The sequence below is a fragment of the Agarivorans sp. MS3-6 genome (assembly GCF_054112545.1).
The window spans coordinates 2,562,519-2,581,555 of sequence record NZ_CM134202.1; the positions used below are offsets into that span (position 1 = coordinate 2,562,519).

General features: G+C 45.5%; 14 protein-coding genes. 7 read left to right on the top strand and 7 right to left on the bottom strand.

Annotated features, from left to right (window positions below; translation table 11 throughout):
* Nucleotides 1–221: 221 nt before the first annotated feature.
* Both ACVFI8_RS11800 and ACVFI8_RS11805 read left to right on the top strand, forming a co-directional pair.
* Nucleotides 222–1,124: a DMT family transporter gene (locus ACVFI8_RS11800; protein WP_457871431.1), complete on the top strand. Its 903-nt coding sequence runs from the start codon at nt 222–224 to the stop codon at nt 1,122–1,124.
* A 120-nt stretch (nt 1,125–1,244) separates the two neighbouring features.
* Nucleotides 1,245–1,490 (top strand): DUF2498 family protein, encoded by a 246-nt coding sequence (locus ACVFI8_RS11805; RefSeq protein ID WP_248713288.1) that lies wholly within the window; start codon nt 1,245–1,247, stop codon nt 1,488–1,490.
* Nucleotides 1,491–1,493: 3 nt separating this feature from the next.
* Here ACVFI8_RS11805 and ACVFI8_RS11810 read toward each other — a convergent pair whose 3' ends face one another.
* On the bottom strand, nt 1,494–3,131 hold the full coding sequence (locus ACVFI8_RS11810) for a glycoside hydrolase family 13 protein (RefSeq protein WP_457871432.1): 1,638 nt from the start codon (nt 3,129–3,131) through the stop codon (nt 1,494–1,496).
* A 344-nt stretch (nt 3,132–3,475) separates the two neighbouring features.
* Here ACVFI8_RS11810 and ACVFI8_RS11815 point away from each other — a divergent pair, with 344 nt between their 5' ends.
* Nucleotides 3,476–5,806, top strand: a complete 2,331-nt coding sequence (locus tag ACVFI8_RS11815) for a starch-binding protein (protein ID WP_457871433.1) — start codon at nt 3,476–3,478, stop codon at nt 5,804–5,806.
* 60 nt (nt 5,807–5,866) lie between these two features.
* Here the strand turns inward: ACVFI8_RS11815 and ACVFI8_RS11820 are convergent, their stop codons facing one another.
* From ACVFI8_RS11820 to ACVFI8_RS11835, 4 genes are all read right to left on the bottom strand, one after another.
* A complete protein-coding gene (locus tag ACVFI8_RS11820; protein ID WP_457871434.1) occupies nt 5,867–9,049 on the bottom strand; it encodes an efflux RND transporter permease subunit in 3,183 nt (1,060 codons plus the stop codon).
* 2 nt (nt 9,050–9,051) lie between these two features.
* Nucleotides 9,052–10,071: an efflux RND transporter periplasmic adaptor subunit gene (locus tag ACVFI8_RS11825; protein ID WP_457871435.1), complete on the bottom strand. Its 1,020-nt coding sequence runs from the start codon at nt 10,069–10,071 to the stop codon at nt 9,052–9,054.
* Nucleotides 10,072–10,125: 54 nt separating this feature from the next.
* On the bottom strand, nt 10,126–11,814 hold the full coding sequence (locus tag ACVFI8_RS11830; protein WP_248713283.1) for an FAD-dependent oxidoreductase: 1,689 nt from the start codon (nt 11,812–11,814) through the stop codon (nt 10,126–10,128).
* Between the two features lie 86 nt (nt 11,815–11,900).
* A complete protein-coding gene (locus tag ACVFI8_RS11835; RefSeq protein WP_220720015.1) occupies nt 11,901–12,086 on the bottom strand; it encodes a YgaP family membrane protein in 186 nt (61 codons plus the stop codon).
* Nucleotides 12,087–12,240: 154 nt separating this feature from the next.
* Here ACVFI8_RS11835 and ACVFI8_RS11840 point away from each other — a divergent pair, with 154 nt between their 5' ends.
* The 3 genes from ACVFI8_RS11840 to ACVFI8_RS11850 are packed head-to-tail and all read left to right on the top strand — an operon-like array spanning nt 12,241 to nt 13,436.
* Nucleotides 12,241–12,537, top strand: a complete 297-nt coding sequence (locus ACVFI8_RS11840; protein ID WP_248713282.1) for an ArsR/SmtB family transcription factor — start codon at nt 12,241–12,243, stop codon at nt 12,535–12,537.
* Nucleotides 12,538–12,586: 49 nt separating this feature from the next.
* Nucleotides 12,587–13,015 carry a YeeE/YedE family protein gene (locus ACVFI8_RS11845; RefSeq protein WP_248713281.1) on the top strand — a complete coding sequence of 143 codons (429 nt, stop codon included), beginning with the start codon at nt 12,587–12,589 and terminating at the stop codon, nt 13,013–13,015.
* Nucleotides 13,008–13,436, top strand: coding sequence for a DUF6691 family protein (locus tag ACVFI8_RS11850; protein WP_457871436.1), 429 nt, complete (start codon nt 13,008–13,010; stop codon nt 13,434–13,436). The genes ACVFI8_RS11845 and ACVFI8_RS11850 overlap by 8 nt, the downstream gene beginning before the upstream one ends.
* Nucleotides 13,437–13,470: 34 nt before the next feature.
* Here ACVFI8_RS11850 and ACVFI8_RS11855 read toward each other — a convergent pair whose 3' ends face one another.
* A complete protein-coding gene (locus ACVFI8_RS11855) occupies nt 13,471–14,661 on the bottom strand; it encodes an ROK family protein (protein WP_457871437.1) in 1,191 nt (396 codons plus the stop codon).
* Nucleotides 14,662–15,169: 508 nt separating this feature from the next.
* On the opposite strand from ACVFI8_RS11855, the gene ACVFI8_RS11860 reads away from it, so the two are divergent.
* On the top strand, nt 15,170–15,856 hold the full coding sequence (locus ACVFI8_RS11860; RefSeq protein ID WP_457871438.1) for a substrate-binding periplasmic protein: 687 nt from the start codon (nt 15,170–15,172) through the stop codon (nt 15,854–15,856).
* Between the two features lie 61 nt (nt 15,857–15,917).
* Here ACVFI8_RS11860 and ACVFI8_RS11865 read toward each other — a convergent pair whose 3' ends face one another.
* Complete coding sequence (locus ACVFI8_RS11865) at nt 15,918–18,989, bottom strand: alpha-amylase family glycosyl hydrolase (protein WP_457871439.1); 3,072 nt, start codon at nt 18,987–18,989, stop codon at nt 15,918–15,920.
* Nucleotides 18,990–19,037: the final 48 nt, after the last annotated feature.

Genomic DNA, 19,037 nt, shown 5'->3' on the forward strand with positions numbered 1-19,037 from the left:
GGCAAACTACACTGGCTAATATTCTGAGTTTCACTAGAAAATCAGCAGATACTCTGGTGGCGTAAGCCTTGGTTAGGGACTGATTGAATGGTTGGTATTTGGCTTTAGCTAAAGCGCTTCGATGGCCTGCGTCACTAACAACAATCATTTATAAGCAGCTTGTTATAGCCTGTTATGCCGCATACACTGCCGACTTTAGTTTCCAATATTTAGCTGCACTGATGAAAACACAAACCAAAGCCTATTGTTTTGGCTTAACTGCCGTACTGATGTGGTCTACCGTGGCAACAGCCTTCAAATTAGCGCTGCAGTGGTTAACGCCAATCCAGTTGGTATTGTTAGCCTCTATTAGCTCGATCTTATTGCTTAGTAGTGTATTGCTGTGGCAAAACAAGCTTCACTTAGCCTGGCGGTATGCGCTTGCTAGGCCGGCCTATTTTTTATTGGTAGGCGCGATTAATCCATTTCTTTATTATTTGGTGTTATTTAAAGCCTACGATTTACTGCCTGCCCAACAGGCGCAGTCTCTCAATTACACGTGGGCAATTACCTTAGCGTTGTTAGCGGTCCCCTTTTTAAAGCAACAACTACGCAAGCAAGATTTAGTGGCGATGGCTTTGGGCTACCTGGGAGTACTAGTGATAGCCACTCGTGGCGATATTCTGGCGATGCAGTTTGATAGTGTAGCGGGGGTATTACTCGCGCTATTTAGCACCTTACTGTGGGCCGGTTATTGGATTATTAATACTCGACATCAAGGTGATGCAGTTGCCAGTTTATTAGTGGCTTTTTGTTTTAGTCTGCCGATGGTTTTTTGCTATTGTTGGTTCACCGATGGTTTGCCGCCGTGGCATGCTAAAGCTTGGTTAGGGGCTGCTTATGTTGGTTTGTTTGAAATGGGTATCGCTTTTGTCTGTTGGGTATTAGCGCTTAAATATACAAACAACACGGCGCGCATCAGTAACCTAATTTTTGTTTCGCCATTTTTATCGTTGTTTTTTATTGGCTATTTTTTAGGTGAGCAAATTGAGTCTGCCACCTATATCGGTTTATTGTTAATTATTAGTGGCTTAGTTATCCAGCAATGGCATGGCAAAAAAAAACAGCTTGAAGCCGAGCAATAAATGCGCGTTTTGTAATTTATTGAAGCTGAGGAAAATGCCACAAGTTTTGATTTAATAACTATTGCCTTGCGTGGCAAATGTGTATGCTAAAGCTTCTCTTTTAGTCACGAAAAATAGTGTATGAGCAAACAAACTATAACTAGAGAAGCCTTGATTGATATTGCTAATCAACTGCTGCGCGATCATGAAGATTACATCCCAGGCATTGAAGTTAGAGAGGTCACTCAACACCGAGATGTATTAACCTTTAAGGGCGAATCATTTTTGGATGACGAGCTATTACCCACGGTAAATAGCCCAACCGCGTTCAATTTGTATAAGTGGTTATGCCATCGCTTATCTGAGCAATATAGTCTTAGTGAATAGACGCTAACTGGAACTTAGTGCATATATTAATGCTTGATATGGTGCTAAGTTCAGTTGCTCTAGCTGCATAACTTGCAGGCTATTTTGCTGCAGGTTATTCAAGATTACTTCGTCGACCTCATAGTCAAAACTAATCGTAGTCGCTTGCTCACTTAGGTTACATACCACTAATAAACTCTGGGCGTTATGCTGGCGCAAGTAGGCAAATACTTGCTTATGCTCAGCGAGTAACAGTGAAAATTTCCCATAAATCATGGTGTCGCTATATTTTGAAGATTTCCGTAGCTGGATCAGTTGCTGGTAGTGATAGAACACAGAGTGTTGGTCATTCAGCGCTTTTTCTACATTGATCTCAGGGTAATTAGGATTGAGTGCCAGCCATGGTTGGCCTTGGCTAAAGCCGGAATTGTTACTACTGTCCCATTGCATTGGGGTGCGGGCATTATCGCGGGCACTAGTATAGACTCCGCGCATAAACTGTTGGTGGCTAAGGCTTTGTTGTTCAACCACCTTTTCTTGATAACTGCTTTTTATCTCGATGTCGTCGTAATCATCGAGCTGTTCAAAACGCACATTGGTCATGCCTATTTCTTCACCTTGATAGATATAGGGAGTGCCCTGCATTCCATGTAACAAGGTGGCAAATAGTTTAGCGCTACGGCGGCGATATTGTTGGTCATTGCCCCAACGGCTGACAATGCGCGGAAGATCGTGGTTATTCCAAAATAAGGCGTTCCAGCCATCACCATTAAAGGCAGTTTGCCATTTGCTCAGTACTCTTTTTAATGCCACTAAATCAAAGTTTTGTACCTGCCATTTACCGTACTGGGGATGCCAATCTATGGAGGCGTGCTCAAACTGGAATACCATGGATAACTCTTGGCGTGCTGGGTCTGAGTATAGCTTGGCAATCTCAGGTGTCGCCCCCCATGTTTCGCCTACAGTAACCAATTGCTTGTTGGCAAAACATGCTTGATGCAAATTCTGCAGTAGCGGGTGTAAGTGGGGGCCGTTTTCGGTAATCCCTTGGTCAATTTGTTTACCAATTAGGTCAATCACGTCTAAGCGGAAGCCAGCGACACCTTGCTCTATCCACCACGAAATCATTTGTTGGATTTCTTTGGCAACGTTGGGGTTTTCCCAGTTTAGGTCGGGCTGTGCGTCAGCAAATAAGTGGAAATAGTATTGCTGGGTATTCGCGTCAAATTGCCAGGCAGACCCACCAAAAATGGATGCTATCTCATTGGGTTGGTCACGCCAAATGTAATACTCTCGGTAAGGATTTTGACGACTTTGTTGCGCCTGCTTAAACCAAGCATGCTGATCAGAGGTGTGGTTCAGCACTAAATCCATCATGATGCCAATATTCCGTTGGCGAGCTGAGTTAATCAGTTCACGCATATCGTCTAAGTTGCCAAAGCGTGGGTCGATGGCCTGGTAGTCAGCTATGTCATAGCCATTGTCTTTCATTGGCGAAAGGTAGACGGGTGATAACCAGATTACATCGATAGCCAACTTTTCTAGATAATCTAATTTGCTAATAATGCCGCGTATATCACCATTGCCATCACCGCTGCTATCACAAAAACTACGCGGATAAACTTGGTATACCACGGCTGAATGCCACCATTGCTTTATCATGTCACTGCCTTAATTCTCAGCTTATTATGGTGATTGTAATGGCTAAGCTAGTGATGAGTAACATTTTTCTCTGGTCTGGTTAAAATTTGATCGCTGCCCGCTGTTTTTGTTGGCTTTGTTAATTATTTGTGATCGCTTGCTCATTAACGGGTCTAACTTTCCTATTGTACGAAATTTGCGCGTAACGTAGAACACTAGGTAAATTAACTAGGGATAGTTAAGTTTAAGCCGTACTTGTGGTTCTTTTCCCGATGTCTTCTACCTACTCACCATATAAAACACCAAAGAGTGATGGTGACTAAAAAAACATAAGAGACGCTCAACGATTACATGGGAAAGTATCAATGAGAAAATTTAGCAAACTCGCCACTAGCGCCCTGCTAGTTGGTGCGGTGCTGGGCTATGCGTCCAGTGCCATGGCGGCTCCTAGAACCGCCTTTGTACACCTCTTCGAATGGAAATGGGAAGATATCGCGCAAGAATGTGAAACCTTGCTTGGGCCTAAAGGCTTTGCCGCTGTGCAAGTTTCTCCCCCCACTAAGTCCCACGACGCGGGTGCGTGGTGGAGTCGTTACCAACCGGTTAGTTATTCGTTTGAAGGTCGCAGCGGTAGCCGTGATCAATTTCAAAACATGGTTCAACGTTGTAAGAATGTTGGGGTAGATATTTATGTAGACGCAGTGATTAATCACATGGCGGCTTACGATAGAAACTTCCCTGAAGTGCCTTATGGACCCAATGACTTTAACTCCTGTACAGGTGATATTGATTACGGCAATCGCTGGCAAGTACAAAACTGTGATTTAGTGGGTCTTAACGATCTTAAAACGGGATCAGATTATGTACGCCAGAAAATTGCTGATTACATGAATGATGCTATAGGCATGGGGGTAGCCGGTTTCCGTATTGACGCTGCCAAGCATATTCCTGCTGGCGATATAGCGGCAATTAAGGGCAAGTTAAACGGTAACCCTTACATTTTCCAAGAAGTGATTGGTGCACCTGGCGAGCCTGTTCGCCCAACCGAATACACGTTTATTGGCGATGTGACAGAGTTTGAATTTGCCCGTAAGTTAGGTCCAGCCTTCCGAGATAGCAATATTGCTTGGTTGAAAGACTTAGGCGGCCAAATGGAGCTTTCTAGCTCTGATGCGGTCACCTTTGTGACGAACCACGATGAAGAGCGTCATAACCCCGGCGGACCAATTTGGCATGGGGTGCAAGGAGACGGCTACTTCTTAGCGAATATTTTTGCTCTTGCTTACCCTTATGGTTATCCGAAAATCATGTCGGGTTACTACTTTAACGGCGACTTTGATGCAGGGCCACCAAGCAGCGGTGTGCATACCGGTAATGCTTGTGGCTTTAATGGTGGCAGCTGGGTGTGTGAGCACAAATGGCGCGGTATCGCTAATATGGTGGGGTTCCGTAACCATACAGCAGGCGAGTGGCGTATTAGCAACTGGTGGCAAGGTGGCAATGACCAAATAGCCTTTGGCCGCGGTGGTTTAGGCTTTGTAGTTATTAACAAACGTTATGGTAGCAACATCAACCAAAGCTTTGACACCGGCATGCCTGATGGTCAGTACTGTAACGTTATTGAAGCAGACTTTAATGAAAGTACTGGTCAATGTAATGCGGCTGCAGATGCTAGTGGCCAAGCGGTGATCACGGTAAGTGGTGGTCAAGCTAACTTCAGTGTCGGCGGTGACAAAGCTGCTGCGATTCACGTAGGAGCAAAAATTGGTGAGGTATGTACTGGTGCTGATTGCCCATGTACTACCAACTGTGGCACCGATCCTAAACCGGCTACTCCGGTAGTCGCGACGTCAATTTGTACTTCTGAAAACTTGTCTAGCCTCTATTACTGGGGCGCACAACCTGCAGGTAGCTTAGCTGATGCAGCTTGGCCTGGTGTAGCCATGCAAACAAATGGTGACTTTAAGTGCCATGATGTAGGGGTAGAACTAAGCAGCGTTAATGCTATCTTTAGCAATGGCGGGGCCAATAAAACTGCCGACCTAACGGTGGCGGGCGGTGCCGGTTGTTACAAAGACAGCACTTGGCGTTCACTACAAGATTGTGGCTTTGAAGTAGTGGTTGTTGATCCTGAACCTGTTGGTGGTACTGAAGTGTGTTACGACAACCAAGCGGGCTTTAGTAAGCCAACACTTTATTACTGGTCTGTAAGCGGAGAAACTGCAGTTGCCAATGCGCAATGGCCTGGTGTGGCTATGGTGCAAAAAGAAGGTTATTACTGTTATGACTTTGCTACTAAACTAAGCAGCCTGAACCTTATCTTCAATGATAATGGTGCTAACCAGTCGGCTGACTTAAGCACTACGGGTGATAACTTATGTTACGCACTAGGTAGTTGGGTTGCCTCTACGAACTGTGTTGGAGGCACCAATCCTGATAACGGTGGCGATGAAGTATGGTACTTCCGTGGTACTGCAAATGGATGGGGTAAAGCTCAGCTAGATTATGACAGTACTAGTGGTTTGTATTACACCGTTCAAAGCTTTAACGGTGAAGAAGCGCCAGCGCGTTTCAAAATTGATGATGGCAATTGGACCGAGTCGTACCCAACTGCCGATTATCAAGTGTCTGACAACAGTGCTTACCGGATCAACTTTAATAGTGTGACTAAAGCTATTACGGTGAGCGCTCAATAAAATATTTTTATGCGTCTCAGCTTTTGCCCGGTTTACACCGGGCTTTTTTATGAGTCAAGCTTAAGCCATTTCGCTTGGGTAATGTTTACGCATTAAAGCGAAATATAAAACCGGAATCACTACCAAGGTGAGCAAGGTCGACACCAATATTCCAAATATTAAACTAATCGCTAGCCCGTTAAAAATCGGGTCGTCTAAGATAAACAAAGCGCCAATCATAGCGGCTAATCCAGTTAAAATAATCGGTTTGGCTCTTACCGCACCCGAGCTAATCACCGCTTTAGAAAATGGCATGCCAGCGGCGGCTTGCTGATTAATAAAATCGACTAACAAAATCGAATTTCGCACAATGATCCCCGCTAAAGCAATCATGCCAATCATAGAGGTGGCAGTAAACTGTGCACCTAATAAGGCATGTCCAGGCATCACCCCAATAATGGTTAATGGAATAGGCGCCATAATAATCAGCGGTACTAAATAAGAGCGAAACTGTGCCACTACCAATAGATAGATCATGATCATACCCACCGCATAAGCCAGGCCCATATCGCGGAATGTTTCATAGGTGATTTTCCACTCGCCATCCCACAAAATTGCAATGTCACTTAGCCCGTCGGGTTGCTCTATATAATGCTGGGCAAAGGGTAAACCAGCCTCTTCAGCACTCAAGGCCATGTCAAACATGCCATATAAGGGACTATCTAATTCGCCTGCCATATCGGCAATGACCATGACCATGGGAATGGTATTTTTATGCATGATTGGTGTATCGATGATGCCTTGCTGAATGCTCACTAACTCACTTAAAGGTATCGCTTGGCCTTGCTGATTGGTTAAGCGTAAATTAAGCACTTGCTCTAAATCTAGTTTGTCGCCTTCTTTTAGCTGCAAGCGGATCGGCACTGGGTATTGCTGTTGCTCACTGTGTAAGTAGCTCACATCGTTACCGCCAACGGCGGTGCTAATTACCTCGACAATATCACCATAGTTAATCCCTAGTAGCGAACTTTTAGAGCGGTCAATGGTTACCCGCCATTGGCTTTGTGGGCCTGGCAGCATGATGTCGATATCAACAATGTCTTCGGTGTTATGAAAGTGCTGCATCAAGGCATTGGCGGCTTGCTGACGAATCTCGTCACTGGGCCCATACACTTCAGCTACGATGGGCGACCACACTGGCGGGCCGGGGGGGACTTCGACCACCTTAATATTGGCTTGATAAGGTAAGCCAATGGCTTGTAACTGTTTACGTACTGAGCCTGCGATGCTGTGGCTATCGCGTTCACGTTCCGATTTATCAACCAAGTTAACTTGTATATCACCGAGCTCTTGGCTGTTGCGCATGAAGTAGTGTCGCACTAAACCGTTAAAATTAATGGGGGCGGTGGTGCCAGCATACAGTTGTAAATCGGCGACTTCAGGTACCGTCATTAGGTAATCACTAAGCTCGAGCAATAAGCGTTGGTTTTGCTCTAAGCTGCGGCCTTCGGGCAGATCTACCATCACCTGAAATTCAGATTTGTTATCAAAGGGCAGCATCTTCATGACGACCAGCTTATTAAGCGGTAAGGCGATCGCTGCGACGATCATGAGTATTACTGCTAACCACAGTAAGCCACGGGCTTTTTTGCCATTTTTTTTATCCAAAAACGGACCGATTAAGCCTTCAAAGAAACGCTGTAACTTCGACTCTTCTGATGACTCAGCTACGCCATGGGAGCTACTGTTCAGTAGCTTGGCGCTGAGCCAAGGTGACAATACAAAGGCAACTGATAACGAAATAAGCATGCCGAGGCTGGCATTAATTGGAATAGGGCTCATGTAAGGCCCCATTAAGCCAGACACAAAGGCCATGGGGAGCAGGGCGGCTATAACCGTAAAGGTGGCCAAAATAGTGGGTCCACCAACTTCATCTACCGCCTGTGGAATAATACTTAGTAAATCGGGTTTGTTTGGGTCAGTGGCCGCTAGCCCCATATGGCGGTGGATATTTTCGACCACCACAATGGCATCATCAACGAGTATTCCGATGGAGAAAATAAGCGCAAATAGCGAAACTCTATTCAGGGTAAAACCCCAAGCCCAAGAAGCAAACAGAGTAATGGCCAGAGTAATCACAATGGCAATGCCCACCACCACAGCTTCGCGCCAGCCCATGGTAATCAATACTAAAAGTACTACGGCGGCAGTCGCAAAAATCAGTTTGCCAATCAGCGTATTGGCTTTGTCAGCTGCGGTGGCACCATAGTTTCGGCTAAGCTGGTGGCTCACTTGATGAGGGATTAACACATTGTCTAATTGATTGATTCGTTGTTCAATTCGCTCCGCCAGTTGCACCGCATTTTCGCCCGCTTGTTTAGCAATGGCAATGGTCACCGAAGGGAAGCTACCTTGCTGATTCACCAGCCAAACGCTTTGGCTGGGTAGCTCGGCACTGAGGCTAATCTCGGCGACATCTGTGAGGTATACGGCTTGTTGTTGGTGGACCGCTATCACTAGGTTTTCGAGTTCGCTGGCGGTCCGCAAAAATTGCCCGGTTTGAACTTTGATGACTTGGTTATCTTGAATCAGGTCTACCAAGCCAGATTGCTGGTTATTTGCCTGTAGTTGCTGAGCGATTTGCTTAAACTCAACACCATAAGCATTCAGCTTGACGGGATCGATGCGCACTGACGCGACCAAAGGTTGCTCGCCTAAGGTGTATACATCTTTGGTGCCGGGGATCCGTTTCAGTTCGGTTTCTAGGGTGTGGGCTACCTTTGTTAATTCGAAAGGCGTTAGTTGTTGGCTCTCGTCCCAAAGGGAGACACTTACGATGGGTACATCGTCAATCGCCCGTGGTTTAATTAAGGGTTGGCCAACGCCTGCTCCGGTGGGTAATTTGTCTAAATTGGCGTAGATTTGATTGTATAAACTGACGATGGCATCGTTTCGCTTAACGCCTACCTCAAACACCACAATGAGCATTGCACCATTAGGTTGAGAGAAGGAATACAAGGTGTCGATACCATTTAACTCTGAAATTATTTTTTCAGCAGGTAGGGTGACTAAATGCTCAACCTCTTTGGGGCTTGCACCCGGAAATGGGATGTAAACATCGGCAAAAGTCACATCAATTTGCGGTTCTTCTTCCTTGGGGGTAATCATTACCGAAAATATCCCCATTAATAAGCCCACTAAGGCTAACAATGGGGTTATTGGCGAGTGCAGAAAACGCTCTCCAATGCGTCCAGCTATTCCCATGACTATTGCTCCTTATCTAGCATTGCTTGATAGGCTGATAACGCAATGACATCACCATTTTCTAGCCCCGAAAGCACTTGAACTTGGTCTGCGTTAGTATCGCCTAAGCGCACTTGATTAAGACGATAACCTTGACTGGTTTTTAAGTAGACTGCACTCAGTTCGTTAAGCTCTAGCACTGTGGAGCGGGGTATCCACATTTGCTGACGTTGGCCATAACTAAAGCCCAGTTTGGCCCAGCTGCCGGGGTACATGACAGTATTGTCGGTAGGAAGGTTGAGGCGTATTTTAAATGAGTGGGACTGCGGGTCGGCGTGCCTGAAAATAGTGAAGTCATTTGACAGCAGCGCTGTTTGCCCGGCAAGCGTAAGAGAAAACTGCGTATCGCTATTGATCACATCAAGGTAGCGTTGTGGAATGTAAGCAATCGCCCGCATGTTCTCTAATGAGTAGCCAGAATATAGCGGCTGACCTTGAGAAATGGTTTCGCCTAGTTGCACATGACGCTGAGTCACAATGCCGGAAAAAGGTGCTTTAATTACCGTGTATTCTAGGGTTTCTTTTGCTTGAACTAAAGCCGCATTCGCGGCGTGAACCGCGCTTTTTGCTGCCTTGGCTTCAGTTTCTGCTTGGTCGAGCTGACCCTTTGACACCGCCCCTTGGGGGTAAAGTTTTTGCAGTCGTTGCCATTGACGTTGGGCTTCGTTGTTTTGTGCAATAGCGCGACTAAGCTGGGCATTAGCAGAGGCATAAGAGGCGGATTGCTGAGTGCTAGTGATTTCTAGAATGACCGAACCTTTTTCAACAAAATCATTCACGTCGTAATAGAGCTTAAGCACTCTGCCTGATGTTTGTGCGGCCAGCGTTGCGGCGTCTACCGCTTCAATAACGGCATCTAACTCAACAGTAATCGGTATCGCTTGTGAGCTTACAGTGAAGCTACTAGTAGCGGGTGATATTGCCTGAGCGGCATTGGCTGCAAACAATAGCAGACCAAGGAAAACAGTGACTAGAGTTTGCATTATGAATTACCCTCCTGGTAAAAAATGGCGCTATCTAATAGCGCCATTTTAGGTCTATTGAGTTGCTTGATCCGCTAACCACGTTTTATAGCCACCGCTTAAGTTTTTAGCCTCAAAGCCATGATTAGCCAGTTGGCGATAGGCAACATTGCCACGTAAGCCCACCATGCAATAAATTAAAATTTCTTTATCTTTAGGTAGTTCAGCAATGCGGTCACGTAATTGGTCTACTGGAATGTTGATGGCTCCTGGGATTGCTCCCAATTTCTCTAGCTCACCAGGATTACGCACATCCAAAATTAGCTGCTGTTCAGTGGGCTGATTGATGTCATCGCTGTGGCACAAGCGAGTCGTGCCATCAATACTATTGGCCGCAACAAAACCTGCTTGGTTTACCACATCTTTGGCGCTGCCAAAAGGCGGAGCATAAGTCAGTTCTAGATGTTGTAAATCAAATACTGTCATTCCGGCGCGTTGGGCTACTGCAAGTACGTCGATACGTTTGTCTATACCGTCTTTACCCACTGCCTGAGCACCATAAATCAAACCACTTTGCGGATGAAATAATAGCTTGAGATTAATCGGATGTGCACCGGGATAGTAACCAGCGTGGCTGGCCGCGTGCACGTATACTTTTTGATAATCAAGTCCCTTTCTCTTAAGCGTTTTTTCATTTAAACCGGTAGAGGCCACAGCGATATCGAATATCTTACAAATTGCGGTGCCTTGGCTACGCTGATAATGCTCGTTCGCACCAAAGATGTTATTGGCGACCATTCGGCCTTGACGATTTGCCGGCCCTGCCAGTGGGATTAGTGCTGCGTCCCCGGTGACAAAATCAGGATCTTCAATCGCATCACCCACAGCGTAAATCGCTGGGTCAGAGGTTTGTAATTGACTATTTACTTTAATACCACCTAGCTCGCCCAGCTCAATTCCGGCGAGTTTGGCTAATGTGGTTTCAGGTTTAACCCCTATCGCCATAATCAGTAGTTCAGTCTCTAGTATATCCCCGTTACTTAGGCGTAACGCTAAGGCTTGAGGATCAAGGTTGGCTAATTCATCCTCTTTCTCATGATGAGATGGAAATACTGCTTCTAACGCGACGCCTACATGTAGATCGACACCATGGTGGCGAAGCTCTTGATGTAAAGGGCTGGCCATTTCGGGGTCTACAGGGGCCATAACCTGTGATGATAATTCAATCAGGCTGGTACTTATACCGCGTTGAATTAAGGCTTCGGCCATCTCGATACCAATAAAACCGCCACCCACAACGGTGGCATGTTTAGGTTTGTTGGTGTCGATGCTGGCAATAATTTTATCCATGTCAGGAATATTGCGTAATGAGAACGTGCGATTGTTTTGAATGCCGGGAAGTGGCGGAACAATCGGAGCAGCGCCGGGACTCAACACTAAAGCATCGTAGCTTTCTAGGTAGTCTTGTTGGTTTAGCAGATCGCGAATAGTGACAGTTTTGTTTTCTCTATCAATGCTAATGACTTCATTCATCACCCTCACATCAACGTTGAATCGGGCTTTAAAGCTTTCAGGAGTTTGCAGTAATAAAGCATCGCGCTGTTCGATGTCACCACCAATATGGTAGGGCAGGCCGCAGTTTGCAAAAGAAATAAACGGGCCTCGCTCTAACATAACAATCTCGGCAGTTTCACTTAAACGGCGAGCTCGGGCTGCCGCGGACGCGCCACCAGCAACACCACCTACGATAACAATCTTACGCATAACAAACTCCAAAAATTTAACTATAGCTTCGCTGCTCAAAGGCAGAACGAAAACTAATCATAAAGATGATTTATATCAATGATTTACTATTTAAAACCTAAACGCTTAAATACCATCGCGGCTGGGCAAAAACCGGTGATTGCACTTTGAATCAAATTAAAGCCGACAAAAACCGTAAACCAAATAAAATTAGGGTGAACCCACTGGGTTAATGCCAGTGAAAGTAGCACCATCGCTCCTGCAAAAATACGAACAACATTTTCTAATGACATGATCGTTCTCCTTGTTAAGTCTGTCATCACTATATATTAGTAAAATCTAATTCGCAATAATCTAATATAAATTAATCTAAATTATTTAGGGCTAAATTAGGTTTGACTAATTTAGTGTGCTTTGTATAATAGCGGCAAGTAAAAAGGGGGCTGTATGCAAGATGTGTTGGTTATGCGAGAAAATGCAGAGTTGGTGAGTGAACTACTAAAGACCATCGCCCACCCAGATCGCCTAGTAGTATTGTGTTTGCTAAGTGATAGTGAAATGGGCGTCACTGAATTACGCCAGTTCAGCCAGAACAGTCAATCAGCGTTTTCTCAGCATCTAAAGGTGCTAAGAGAAAGTGGTTTAGTGGAAGTGCGCAAAGAAGCACAAAACGTCTATTATTGTCTTGCTGACCCGCGTATCAAGCAACTGCTGAATAGCTTACAACAACAATTTTGTCGTTAAGCTGCGACCGCCTTAAGTTATTTTTTGATTTAAACGTTTGGAGTTATCTATGAGTAATTTTACCCCATGGAGCGCCCTGTTGGGGGGTATGCTTTTGGGCTTGTCTGCGTCTCTATTATTACTGTTAAGTGGCAGAACCGCAGGCATAAGTGGTGTACTGGGTGGTATTTTTGGTGCAGCCAAAAGTGAATGGCCTTGGCGGGTAGCATTTGTTGGTGCCATGGCTGCCAGCGTATTGGTGACTCAGCCTCTTGGTGTTAGCGTGCCTGTACTGCCAGATTACTCTCTATCGTGGATTGTGTTTGCCGGGCTTGCCGTTGGCGTAGGTACTCAGTTGGCTAATGGCTGTACCAGTGGGCACGGCATATGCGGTATTGGTCGCTTTTCACCTCGTTCGATATTTGCCACAGGGGTATTTATGATAACTGCAGCTCTCGTGGTAGGAGTGAGCGCTTATTTAGGAGCAGGTTATGTATAAAATAGTAGTTGGTTTAATTACAGGCCTGCTATTTGGTTTGGGAATGAATATCTCGCAAATGGTCGACCCCAATAAAGTACTTAACTTTTTAGACGTATTTGGTGCTTGGGATGCAAGTTTGGCCTTTGTTATCGGTGGGGCTTTATTGGTATTTATCCCGTTTCATCACCTGCTCATAAAGCCAAGGGAGCGTGCCATAAATGGCGATGAGTATCACTGTGTGCCGACCAATCAGGCTATTACTAAGCGTTTAATGGGTGGTTCGATATTGTTTGGTATCGGTTGGGGTATGGTAGGTATTTGTCCTGGCCCTGCAGTGGCAAGCTTGTTACGTGGTGATTCCGCCATTTATTGGTTTATCGCTAGCATGCTTATCGGCCACTATGCGAGTCAGTTCGTGGTGAAACAGCGGCAAGTTTAGGCCTGCTTAAAAAGGAGCCTAAGCTCCTTTTTTATTAGTCGGTTTGCTGCTGAATAATCGCAATCATACCGAGGCCTGTCATGTCTTCATCCCAAGAGAACTTCTCGACCACTCCATCGGTTTGATGGTAGGGCAAGAGGTTTTCTTTTAAGGTTTTGCTCATCGCTTCATGAATAAACGCATAATCACGTACGCCAGGCCCTGAAATAACGATTTTTTGCGGATTGAATAGCGCCATAATGTTGGCCAATCCCAAACCTAATACTGTGCCGGCTTGGTTGAAAATGTTAGCCATCACTTGGTCGCCGCTTTGGGCACGCTCGCAGAGGGCTTGCATTTGCTTTTCTGAAGGATGTAGAAACTCAGATTGTGGCAAATTATAGATGGCACTGGCATCTCGATAAATAGCATAGTCACCTAGGTAGGCTTCTATACAGCCGCGCCCTCCGCAGCGACACTGAGATCCATTTAAGGTGAATTTAGTATGGCCAAACTCAGTGGTTGCGGCGCCGGCGTCTTGGTAAATTTCACCGTTCACAATTAAGCCCATCCCCACGCCGTAGCCAAGCTGAATAGCCACAAAATTACTAATATTTTGGTATTGAGGCTGGCTATGCAGTGCAACCGCGAGGCAGTTTGCATCGTTGGCAATAAATACCGGAAGTTGGGCTCGCTGACTGAGTAGATCCACTAAATGTAGGTGTTCACCATCTACCGCCGGGCTCCATAATATCCCCTTACCTTGCGTCTCGATAACGCCTTGTACGGCGAGGCCTAATCCGCGTAACTTGGCTCGGTCAACTTGGTGCTGGGTAATGAAATTTTCTACTACCGAATGTATGGTATCAGCCAGTTGTGTTTCATTTAAGCTGACCGTTACCATCGACAGCGTGCGGTGTGCAACTATTTCGCCGTTTATGTTGCCAAGCATTAAGCCAATTTCATTGAGGGATAACTTAATACTCAAGTAAAAAGCGGAGTTTTTGTTGAGTTGTAATTTTACTTTAGGCCGCCCGCGAACGCCGCCAGGTTCAAGCACTACATTTTGTTCAAAAATAATGCCTTGCTGGACTAACTCTGAGGTGATTGAGGTAACGGTTGCTGGGCTTAACTGGGTATAGCCACCCAGCTCAACTCTGGCTAACTCACCATGAATGCGCAGACTTTGAATGATATCTCTGCGGTTGGCGGTACGGATTAGCTCGGTATCGGTAATTTTCTTCATTAACTACTTATTCAGCTTGTAGGCTTATTCAGACAAAGTAACCCTTTTAAAAGGAATAAAAATCACTTTTTCAAAGTTTTGTTATTTCTGTCACGCTTATCCAATTTAAGCGTGGGTTCAGAGTAGTTAGCTAGCGCGATGTAGCGAGCATGACATGCAATAAAAATAACCCGCCAACGAGGGCGGGCTCTGGGAATGAGTCCACAAAGGAAAAGAAAATGCTATAAACAGTAAATCTAACTGCTGTCCTTCATCGAATAACGATGTTTACCACTCTCTCGTCAAATCAGCGCTACCAAAGGCTTGCTGAAAATAGACTTGAGATGGTTAAATATTAGTCGCTTTATGTGCATTAAGAAATTATGAAAGTTAGTTGCTTGGTTAATAAATTTTTTGGTTGTTAGCGAAACCAAGGGTGCAACAAAGCTAAGCGGCAGCAAATAACAATGATTGATAAGCGCTGTGCGACTATAATTAAAAGGTGTTTCTAGTATGAGGATGGATCCTATTGAATAATTTACGCCGTTGTTGTTTGGCGATAACGATGTTCAGCGCGGCAGCGTATTGCCAGGCAGAGCCTTTACGTATGGTGACCCATCATTTACCTCCCTATCAGGTATTAGAGGGAGAAAGACTGAGTGGCAGTGCGATTGATTTAATTCAGTGCATATTGACCGAGATGGGCCAAGCTTATCAAGTGGATGTTCGTCCGCTAGCTCGGGCTAAAAAAGAATTTACAGACGGCAAGTTCGACGGCGTTTTTGTATTAGACCAAGTGAACCAAACTGATAACTTTGGTGTAGCGAGTGAACCGTTATTGTTAACGCAGCGCAACCTGTACACCTTAAATAGCTTAACGTTGTCGATAGATAGTCCGGAAATGAAAGCGCTGCAGATTGGCGTTTTACATGGCTCTACTTTGCAAAAATGGTTGCTGAAAAATGGTTACAGTAATATTCAGACTCGCTATGATTACCATGTGTTGTTCGAGTTACTGCAGCGAGGCCGTTTGGGGGCAGTATTCGCACCGACAGAAGTCTATCTAAACGAAATGGATCACGGGCATATAAATAAAGAATTAAAGGTTAAGACTATCAGTGAAGTTAAGATTGTTAGTTTCTTTAGTTTTAATTGGCTTAAAAAACATCCGCAGTTTTTACCTAAATTTAATGCTGCACTCGCTAGATGCAAATAAAGTTTAGCGAGCAGACAAAAAAAGCCCAAGCAATTTGCTTGGGCTTTTTAGTTGACTTAGCTTACTGAGCTTGGGTAAACAAGGTCACGGCTGAGCCTTCAACGAAGGCGTTTCCAGAGACTGTAGCCGATTGTACCGCTCCGCTTGCGTCAGCAACTTTGCTCCAGCTACCGGCTGGTAGGCTAACGGTTTGATTGTTACCACTGTTATAAACGATAAACAGGTTGTGACTATCACTGGGATCGGTGATATGGCCAGTTATGACTTGGCCGCCAAACTGGTCTGGGCGACTCACAGTCAAATACTGGTCAATTTCTTGAGTCGTATTCATTCGTAAGCCCGCATGGTTGCGGCGTAGCGCTATTAACTGCTTAAAGTAGTTAAAGGTGGCGGCGTTATCCGCTTTGTTGCCCCAACGAATCGCATTGAAGCTGTCTGGTGCGTTATAGGTATTGTGAGTACCGCCATGAGCACCATAGTTCCACGCTGAAGGGCTGTTAATTTGCTGGTTATTTGTCTTAGTCCGTAAGAACTCGTCACCGGCATGGATAAATGGAATACCTTGGCTGGTAAGTACCATGCCCATACCAAAGTTAACCACCCGTTTCGCGTAACCTAGATCACTGGGTGGATTAAAACTAATCACTTGGTGTGAGCTGTCTTGTTGCACGTTGCTGGCAGTGCTTAAGTACACTTTGTCCCACAAACCAAAATTATCGTGAGCCGAAATGTAGTTAATGCTTTGCTCTGGGTCTGCCGCATAGTTGCGGAACCACGTGCTGTTACGTCCGTCATTAGGGTTGTACGGTGAACCTTTAAAGCCATCATAGATTGCCCAACCAGATTCAGCTGCGGCTACATTGTTAAACATGTAACCTGTGCGAGTATCATCGTTAGAACCTTTTAGAGACTCTCGAAAGGCACCATTAAACACGCCGACATGCTCATCTACCATGTTATGAGTGGTGCCGTAACGTACCCGTTGACCTTCTAGCGGATCGGTCGCATAACCATTCCATGGTTCGCCATAAATCAGTAGCTTGCGATCAGCAAACTTGTTATTTAGGTGACGTCCCCACTTTTCTACTTCTTGGTAAGAAAAGATGCCGATTAAGTCGAAGCGGAAGCCATCGATGCCATATTCTTCAACCCAAAATTCTAAAGAATCTTGAATCATACGGCTTACCATGGGTACGTCGGCATTGATGGAGTTACCGGTGCCAGATAAGTCGGTGGCCGTGTAGTATTGGCCAGAAATATTTTCGAACATTTCATCATCGAAGGTATGGTTGTACACCACATCCATGACCACGCGAATACCCGCTTTGTGGAATTCGTTAACCATAGTTTTGAATTCGCGAGCGCGCGCTTCGTAATCAGTAGGTACGCTAGAGTAACGCTCTTCTGGTACGTTGAAGTTGCGTGGATCGTAACCCCAGTTATAACAAGGATTACTATCTGGCAAACCGTCACAGGTAGCGAAATCGTATACTGGCAGCAATTGCACATGAGTAACACCCAACTCTTTCAGGTGGTCGATCCCGGTTTTCACTCCATTAAAAGTGGTTCCAGCTTCTACCATGCCCAAGAATTTACCGTTGTTACCCGCACTGACACCTGAGCTTGCATCGATAGTAAAATCACGTACATGTACTTCATAGATAATGGCATCTTCTCGCTCAACCAAGTTTGGTCTGGTTGCCCAGCCGCCAACAGGATCTGTGCGGGTCATGTCCATAACAATGTTAATGGCTTCGTAATCGCCAGTACCAGGTTGAACCATTTTTCCGTATGGGTCGCGAACTTGCACGCCGTTAATTGAGAAAGTATAGGGTTTTAGGTGTAAATCGCCGGCTACGCTAGTTTGGTAAACTTGGCTATAACCTGCAAAATCGCCCACTGGCTGTAGATTATGTTCTATTCCATCAACCTTCACTTTTACATTGCTATGCTCTGGAGACCAAATAGAGAAAGTAGTTTCAGTCGCCGAATACACTGCCCCTAAGGTTTCGGTTGATGTGCCACAGTCTGTTACACAGGCTTCTTTCTCTGTAGTTACGGCTTTAGATGCTGCGTTGAAACATATTTTGTAGGTGGAGTTTGCCTCTACGCTGACATCGGCAGTTGGATAGTTTTCGGTCCAATCACCAAAGTGGTCAATTTTAAAGCGAGGGTTATTGCTACCAAAGCTTTGAGTAGTACAATAATTGTCGCCGCCAGTGCTGGCCATTAGCGTAGTTTGCCAATCGTTTGAGGTACCACGGAAGTACCAAGTATCACCGGTTGCTTGGGCGATGGTGTAGTCAAAACTGCTGACCGAAGAATTGCCTGAAGCATCGATGGCAAACACTTTTAAGCTTAAGTCTACGCCTTCGGTGACCACATCGGTGGCGCTAAAACTCACTTCGTTACAGGGTGCAGACGCAGCAGTAGGTATTGACCCATCGGTCGTGCAGTAAATAGCAGGTGCACTGTCTTGGTTATCACTTACGCTTACACTAATTTGCTGTGCTTCAGTGTAAGTGCCGGCCGCTGGATTAGCGCTTACGGTAGGTGCTTGAGTATCTTCTGCATCTACTGGCGTAGCAGTAATCGCTTTAGAGCTTGAGTTAAAGCAAATGTCGTAACTGGCGTTACCGCTTACAGTGAAGTCACCCGTTGGGTAAGCCTCATTCCAATCGCCGAAATGGTCAATTTTGAAACGTGGGTCGTTGTTAGCAAAAGTCTGGGTAGTACAGAAGTTTACATTGTCGGTACTGGTCATGGCGGTAGTCGCCCAACCGTTAGACGTACCGCGATAGAACCAGCTGTCTGCCGGTGGCTCTACATCGCCACAGCTAGTGACTTCGGTAGTGGTAATATTTTTACTGTCGCTAAAGAAGCGAATGTCGTAACTCTTGTTCGCTGTTACCCGCACATCGGCCGTTGGGTAGGCTTCGTTCCAGTCGCCAAAACGATCAATTTTAAAGCGTGGGTCATTGTCGCCAAAGGTTTGGCAGGTTTTAAATTCAGTGGCTGATACCACCTCTAATGCTTTGGTTTCCCAGCCATTGCTGGTGCCTCGGTAAAACCAATCGGCTTGTGCACTGCTAGTCGCAAGCATTAAGCCAATGAATATTGTTGTTTTGTTCATAGTATTAACTCATCCATAGTTAATGGTTCTGACCATTAGCGCATACTA

Excerpts from the sequence above, each read along its gene's own strand:
- ACVFI8_RS11800 (WP_457871431.1), top strand. The coding sequence starts at position 222 with ATGAAAACACAAACCAAAGCCTATTGTTTTGGCTTAACTGCCGTACTG.
- ACVFI8_RS11855 (WP_457871437.1), bottom strand. The coding sequence starts at position 14,661 with ATGAAGAAAATTACCGATACCGAGCTAATCCGTACCGCCAACCGCAGA.
- ACVFI8_RS11850 (WP_457871436.1), top strand. The coding sequence starts at position 13,008 with ATGTATAAAATAGTAGTTGGTTTAATTACAGGCCTGCTATTTGGTTTG.
- ACVFI8_RS11865 (WP_457871439.1), bottom strand. The coding sequence starts at position 18,989 with ATGAACAAAACAACAATATTCATTGGCTTAATGCTTGCGACTAGCAGT.
- ACVFI8_RS11805 (WP_248713288.1), top strand. The coding sequence starts at position 1,245 with ATGAGCAAACAAACTATAACTAGAGAAGCCTTGATTGATATTGCTAAT.
- ACVFI8_RS11820 (WP_457871434.1), bottom strand. The coding sequence starts at position 9,049 with ATGGGAATAGCTGGACGCATTGGAGAGCGTTTTCTGCACTCGCCAATA.
- ACVFI8_RS11825 (WP_457871435.1), bottom strand. The coding sequence starts at position 10,071 with ATGCAAACTCTAGTCACTGTTTTCCTTGGTCTGCTATTGTTTGCAGCC.
- ACVFI8_RS11835 (WP_220720015.1), bottom strand. The coding sequence starts at position 12,086 with ATGTCATTAGAAAATGTTGTTCGTATTTTTGCAGGAGCGATGGTGCTA.
- ACVFI8_RS11840 (WP_248713282.1), top strand. The coding sequence starts at position 12,241 with ATGCAAGATGTGTTGGTTATGCGAGAAAATGCAGAGTTGGTGAGTGAA.
- ACVFI8_RS11845 (WP_248713281.1), top strand. The coding sequence starts at position 12,587 with ATGAGTAATTTTACCCCATGGAGCGCCCTGTTGGGGGGTATGCTTTTG.
- ACVFI8_RS11830 (WP_248713283.1), bottom strand. The coding sequence starts at position 11,814 with ATGCGTAAGATTGTTATCGTAGGTGGTGTTGCTGGTGGCGCGTCCGCG.
- ACVFI8_RS11815 (WP_457871433.1), top strand. The coding sequence starts at position 3,476 with ATGAGAAAATTTAGCAAACTCGCCACTAGCGCCCTGCTAGTTGGTGCG.
- ACVFI8_RS11810 (WP_457871432.1), bottom strand. The coding sequence starts at position 3,131 with ATGATAAAGCAATGGTGGCATTCAGCCGTGGTATACCAAGTTTATCCG.